Raw genomic sequence first — 5,775 nt, 5'->3', positions numbered from 1 at the left:
TTTGCTTCTCTAAATCTGTCTTGATGCATGACACCGTGATTGGACTGTTCATCAACCGCTATGAATTTGGGCGACCTATATAACAACCCATACACAGGTCTAGAACACTACCCATACGTTTAGGGTGCAGCGCGATCGCAGGGGGAGTAAATGTTAACGGCGCTGGGGCAACTGGGACGGCAGCTGCAACAGGAGCAGAAGCAACGGGGCGATTAGCCTAGACTTGGGCATAGTTCTGATTGCTGGCGTATTCACTCACTTTTTCCTGAGCCAGTTGGTAGTTCTCGGCAAACTGGAGTACCTGACCCATAAGAATGCTGGCCTCTCTCCAATTCTCTTCAACGTTGTGCCATTCTTCGGCTGTACGGGCCTGCTGAGCAAGCTAGGAGGCATCAGTAGCGGCGTTGACAGCTTCTGAGAAGGCAGCCGCAGCATTGGGGAAGGGCTTGCCCTGCTAGGCGTAGGAAAGCGCCAGAAGGTACGCCTCTCTTTTCCTGAGCTTCGCTGTAGAGGGCATCTGACTTTGGAATTTGCTCAATGACGTAGATTGCCTCTTGCTACCGGACAGCAATCACTTTCCAGTCAGAGGGTGATACAGCGGATTGGGTAATGTTCTGAGCGCTTTCCGCCTTCATAGCGGCGCTATCCATCACTTGGCTGTAGGCGCTCTGCTCAGAGGGTTGTGTATAGGCGATCGTGACCGGACGACTCAGCCCCTATAGACGGACACGTTGCCCCGGTTTGTGCAGTTGAAAAAGCTGCCGTCCATCGCTGAGTTTGCGGTCATAGCGTACTCCCGTAATCGCCTGTAGCTGAGCTTGCAGATGCCGTGGAAAAAGTCCACACCGCCAAAGGCGGTATCAGCCAGCACTCTGACTTTAAAGGCTCGTTTCAGCCATTTGGGTAGTTGACGCACCAAGGTCAATCCTAATTGTGCCGCTGGGGGCTCTAAATTCTGGAAATACCGCCTCCAACAATGGCAAAATCCAACATTTTGCTACCCCTAATGAAGTTAATCAATACCTTTCAGCGTCTGGGCGACAATGAAATCAACGACATCCTCCAAGCGTCCAGTACGCTGGTAAACTTCCCGCTGTCGCGCTGCGCCATTGCCTTGCTGCATCGTCTGCCGCACGAGCAATGAAACTTCGTCCCAGTCGCCATACTCCTCTAGCGATGGGCGCACGAAGGCTAGAAACTTTTCAACGAGTTCGTGTGCTGGAACAACACGCATTGCCTCAACATCGATCAACTCTGTATCTAATCCATAGCGTGCAGCACGCCAGTGCGCGGCGCGTATAACTTCGTGGCGCGTGGCTGGAAATGGTTTGTCTCCTTGAGCTTGTTCGTAGCAAGTTCGCGCCAAAGAGCGCACCAGTCCTGCAACCATTACTGCTTCATCTACCGTCATGCAGACATCTGTAACGCGAAACTCTACGGTTGGGTAACGCTCTGATAAACGCGCATCCCAGTAAATCTTCGTCGCTTCTTCTACAGCTCCAGTTGCGACCAAATCTTTTACAAGCTTTTGGTATTCGGCGTGTGAGGAGAAAATTAGCGGTGGGCCGGATATGGGCCATCGGCCCCAAATTTCCGTGCGATAGCTGGCATATCCCGTATCCGTACCGAACCAAAATGGCGAGGAAGCGGCAAGCGCCAGCAGCGGTGCCAGCCACATTCGCGAACGGTTCATAACCTGGACTGCCATCTCCGAATCGCTGATGCCAACGTGTACGTGACAGCCAAAGATCATGAGTTCGCGGGTCAGTTGTTGATAATCTCGCATCAGCCCTTGATAACGTTCTTTGGGCGTGACTTGCTGTTCTTTCCAATCGGAAAATGGGTGCGTTCCAGCGGCGGCAATTTGATTGCCGTCTTTGGCAGCGGCAGCAATAAGTTCCCGGCGCAAGCGGACAAGTTCTGCACGTACTTCAGAAAGCGAGCGACAAACAGGCGTACCGATCTCTATCTGCGAAAGCTGAGCTTCCGGTTGTACTTCTTCACCAAGCGCTTTTTTGGCGATCGGTAGAATTTGCTGCTGACGCGATCGCAGTTCACGAGTCGCGGGATCGATAATTTGATATTCCTCTTCAACCCCAATGGTAAAGTCTTCTGTTGGAAGTGACATTGTTAATGTTTTTAGTAAGTTTTGGAGAATGTGTAAAGACAAGCTATTTTCTGATTGTTGCTGCAACAGCTTCAACGGGCTTCTAGACATTTAGACTGCGCTTCCTCCATCTACTCAGCCTTCGCCAACTCATCCCACCAATTAGTAAACCTGGGCGATGCTCTTGCAGAGCGGCTTTGCCAACGCCATTCAGATCGCGTCCTCCACCCCTGCTGCAATCCCTCCGCCGCCCAGCGTACAGTCCCCGCCCCAAACCGCCGATTCAGCGAGTCCACAGCATCCATCAGTTGCCAGGCTATCTCGCGCCTGCTCTCATCTACGAACAAGCTGCCTTGAGCCCTGCTAGCATCGCTCAACTCCATCAGCATAACCCCGGCCTTATAGTACTGGTATCCAAACTCATACAGCTGCTCTGTAGCCCTTAGCGCTGCCTGTACTATCGTTGGGGTGTTGCTAGCGGGGTAAGGTAGCACCAGTGTCTCTGAGTTGGCATACTGCGGTTCCTGGGGGCGAAAGCGGCTGGTGGTGATGAAGTCAGTCATGGCCTGGGCTACTCAACCATCGCGCATTAGCTTTGCCATCGCTGTTGCTCCATGCCAGGCGATCGCCTCCTTCAGCTCCACCGTGGACTACTTGAGCCATTGAAAGGCTCGCTCTAGCTCCGCCAGCCCGTTCTCTGGAAACCAGCGACCGTGGGCCAAAATAATCTTTTCGGGTGCCCAGGCTAACATCTGTTCGTAGCCTTTCCTTGCCTGAGCTTTACGGCCCCAAAAGGTCATCCTTAAATCCAGGGGAGCCTTGCCGTTGGGGTCGGCGTCGATCTCGGCTTTGAGAGTAGGCGTTAGTTCTATGGGGGAATGGCACCACAGCCCGCCATTGTCTAGGCGCACAACCGTCATTCGAGTGGTGAAGGGAATAGCCGTGCCGTACATCGCCATCTTGACAATGGGGCCATCCACGATCCAGATGCCGTCAGCAATGAGCTTGAGGGTGTTGATGGGTTCGTATAGCGTCAGCAGGTCTTTGACCATGGCCAGTCAATGGATAGCGACCCTACCATTTTGAGGCCAGTCGCTAGTCCGAGTAAAGACGACACCGGTTAAAATCGATCTCTGGCCCTGTAGAGCATTGCACCAGACTACGACCAGACTCTAGAGCATCTTGGTTAGTCAGGTAGATTTCGCAATCGCTAAGGGTGGATAGTTCGGGCGTAATAACCCAGGAGCAATATCCCGTGGCCCGACGAGTAACAGCCACAATCCAGCCGGAAACGGCGATGAGTTGAACTAAAGAGTCTTCCACCATGTATTGACCCTCTTCCTTAATTCTGGACCGGGGTTTAAATTCCAGTGATTCCGGTTGAGATAGATAACTACCTATTGCGTTCTGGAACAAGTGTACTAAACTAAATCTCTGAAGACAACTGTTCTGGGGTTCAGGGGTCTTGTCCTACAGCACTGAGGCGACTATGGCGGCTAAGAAAGGCGGAAGCAAAGAGCAGACCGAAAAGGAAAAGGCGCTGACTTTGGTGCTCGGCCAAATTGAGCGCAACTTTGGCAAAGGGGCAATCATGCGCCTGGGCGATGCTTCCCGTATGAAGGTTGAAACCATTTCTACCGGGGCGCTGACCCTCGACCTGGCACTAGGCGGTGGCTTACCCAAAGGGCGGGTGATTGAGATCTATGGCCCTGAGAGTTCGGGTAAAACCACCGTGGCCCTCCACGTTCTGGCCGAAGTGCAAAAGGCCGGTGGAGTTGCTGCTTTTGTAGACGCAGAACACGCCCTCGATCCGATCTATGCTGCTGCCCTAGGGGTGAATGTCGATGAACTGCTGGTGTCCCAACCCGACACAGGAGAGATGGGCCTGGAGGTGGTGGATCAGCTGGTGCGGTCTTCGGCTGTTGATCTAGTGGTAATAGACTCAGTTGCAGCGCTGGTGCCCCGTGCAGAGATTGAGGGGGAAATGGGCGATACCCACGTGGGCCTTCAAGCCCGACTGATGAGCCAGGCACTGCGGAAGATCACCGGCAGCATTGGTAAGTCGCAGTGTACGGTCATCTTCCTGAACCAGCTGCGCCAAAAGATTGGTATCTCCTACGGCAACCCAGAGGTCACTACTGGAGGGAATGCGCTTAAGTTCTATGCCTCAGTACGCCTCGACATTCGCCGCATCCAAACACTGAAGAAGGGCACTGAAGAGTACGGCATTCGGGCCAAGGTCAAAGTGGCTAAAAACAAGGTGGCCCCGCCCTTCCGCATTGGGGAATTCGACATTCTCTTTGGCCAGGGCATTTCTACGATGGGCTGTTTGGTTGACTTAGCCGAGCAGCATGGGGTAATTGTTCGCAAAGGGGCCTGGTACAGCTATGAGGGCAACAACGTTGGCCAGGGGCGAGAGAACACGATCCAGCGGCTGCAAGATGATGCTGAGTTTGCCCAAAAGGTAGAAGCTCAGGTGAGAGAGAAGCTAGAGATTGGCGGTGCTGCTGTGGAAGTCGCAGATGTCGAGATTGAGGTGGAATCTGAAGACGAAGCCGCTTATCTGGATGAGGACGAGTAAAACTTTCCTAAGCCCTTGTCTATCAAAACCCCCTGTTGTCGCTACTCGTTGATGGCAGGGGTTTATTTACTGCCTTCCCAAGTAAAAAGAGAACTCGGTGCTATGAATGTAGGCACTCAAAACATTTGGATAACTGCCATGTAGTTGAGCCATTTTGCGAATTGGTGTAAGCCCATTACCTCAAGGGGCTTTTCTAGTTCTCGCATGTTTGCTTAAGACCTGCAGCAAACTCTTCAAAGGATGGGGTCAGGTCAGGAAGCATACGGCCTAGCAACGGTTCCAGTAAGCCGCTAAATACTTCACACATGCTGAACTCGGTGGTGCCGTCGGGTTGTGGGGTGAGGGTGAGGGTGCGATCGCCCCTAAATAAGTTGAGCGGCAAGCCACCACTCAACGTGAATGTTTTAGGTGGAACAAGGCTATTGACCGTAAGTGCCATAGGAAGCTGGGGCTTAGAGTTTGTAAATAGTTGCAGCACTTCACCGTTGGCAATCTGACCTTCGAGACGATGAATGCCTGTCGCCCACGCTGAATAGCGAGCTGCATCGGTCAGAACGGACCAGATAACTTCGGGGGAACGGGCAATTTTGGTGCTTGCAGAAAAGGATTTCATAGCAACGGTTGCTTAAAAGATGGAAAACTCTGAAAGAATCTTACCCTAATTAAAGCTAGTTCAATTTTGTGGCAAATAGTAACCTTGGTGCAGCGGATTGAATGAGGTTGATCGGAAAAGGGTATGGAGCTTCAACAACCGCTGACCAAGAACATTATGTGACGGCTGTATCAATCAGGGATCTATCCTTACTCTATACTCTGTTTGATAAAGAAAACCCCTGCCGTGGCTACCTAATAGCTTTCAGCGGGGACTTTTTAGTAGTGCATCTACTTGCCTTAGAATGCCCAGGGGGAGGAAGCAATGCTCTTTCATAGCGGCTTTGCCAACGCTTTAGGATCAGCCTCAACAACTGCAATATGCCTAACGGCTTAGCCTCGCTCCCTCAGTAGCAGCATGTCTTGATCTGTACTATGCTTCAGGCCAGAAACCAGGAACATAGGATAACCCCAACTCTGGGGCAGCATCAATAAT

At 52.2% G+C, this 5,775-nt stretch carries 6 protein-coding genes; 1 reads left to right on the top strand and 5 read right to left on the bottom strand.

Annotated elements, in window-relative coordinates:
- Positions 1–709 precede the first annotated feature (709 nt).
- The 4 genes from H6F57_RS03635 to H6F57_RS03620 form a co-directional block, all read right to left on the bottom strand.
- Positions 710–919 carry a hypothetical protein gene (locus tag H6F57_RS03635; protein WP_190794978.1) on the bottom strand — a complete coding sequence of 70 codons (210 nt, stop codon included), beginning with the start codon at positions 917–919 and terminating at the stop codon, positions 710–712.
- Positions 920–1,012: 93 nt separating this feature from the next.
- Positions 1,013–2,218, bottom strand: a complete 1,206-nt coding sequence (locus tag H6F57_RS03630) for a carboxylate-amine ligase (RefSeq protein WP_199294683.1) — start codon at positions 2,216–2,218, stop codon at positions 1,013–1,015.
- 20 nt (positions 2,219–2,238) lie between these two features.
- Positions 2,239–2,670, bottom strand: coding sequence for a DUF4113 domain-containing protein (locus H6F57_RS03625; protein ID WP_190628139.1), 432 nt, complete (start codon positions 2,668–2,670; stop codon positions 2,239–2,241).
- A gap of 87 nt (positions 2,671–2,757) precedes the next feature.
- Positions 2,758–3,159 (bottom strand): hypothetical protein, encoded by a 402-nt coding sequence (locus tag H6F57_RS03620; RefSeq protein WP_190628137.1) that lies wholly within the window; start codon positions 3,157–3,159, stop codon positions 2,758–2,760.
- A gap of 437 nt (positions 3,160–3,596) precedes the next feature.
- On the opposite strand from H6F57_RS03620, the gene recA reads away from it, so the two are divergent.
- Positions 3,597–4,688 carry a recombinase RecA gene (gene recA, locus H6F57_RS03615; protein WP_190628140.1) on the top strand — a complete coding sequence of 364 codons (1,092 nt, stop codon included), beginning with the start codon at positions 3,597–3,599 and terminating at the stop codon, positions 4,686–4,688.
- Positions 4,689–4,881: 193 nt separating this feature from the next.
- On the opposite strand, the gene H6F57_RS03610 is transcribed toward recA, so the two are convergent.
- Positions 4,882–5,301, bottom strand: coding sequence for an SRPBCC domain-containing protein (locus H6F57_RS03610; RefSeq protein ID WP_242024917.1), 420 nt, complete (start codon positions 5,299–5,301; stop codon positions 4,882–4,884).
- Positions 5,302–5,775: the final 474 nt, after the last annotated feature.

The organism is Leptolyngbya sp. FACHB-60 (assembly GCF_014695775.1).
GTDB lineage: Bacteria > Cyanobacteriota > Cyanobacteriia > Phormidesmidales > Phormidesmidaceae > Nodosilinea.
This window is presented reverse-complemented; position numbering and strand designations above follow the sequence as displayed.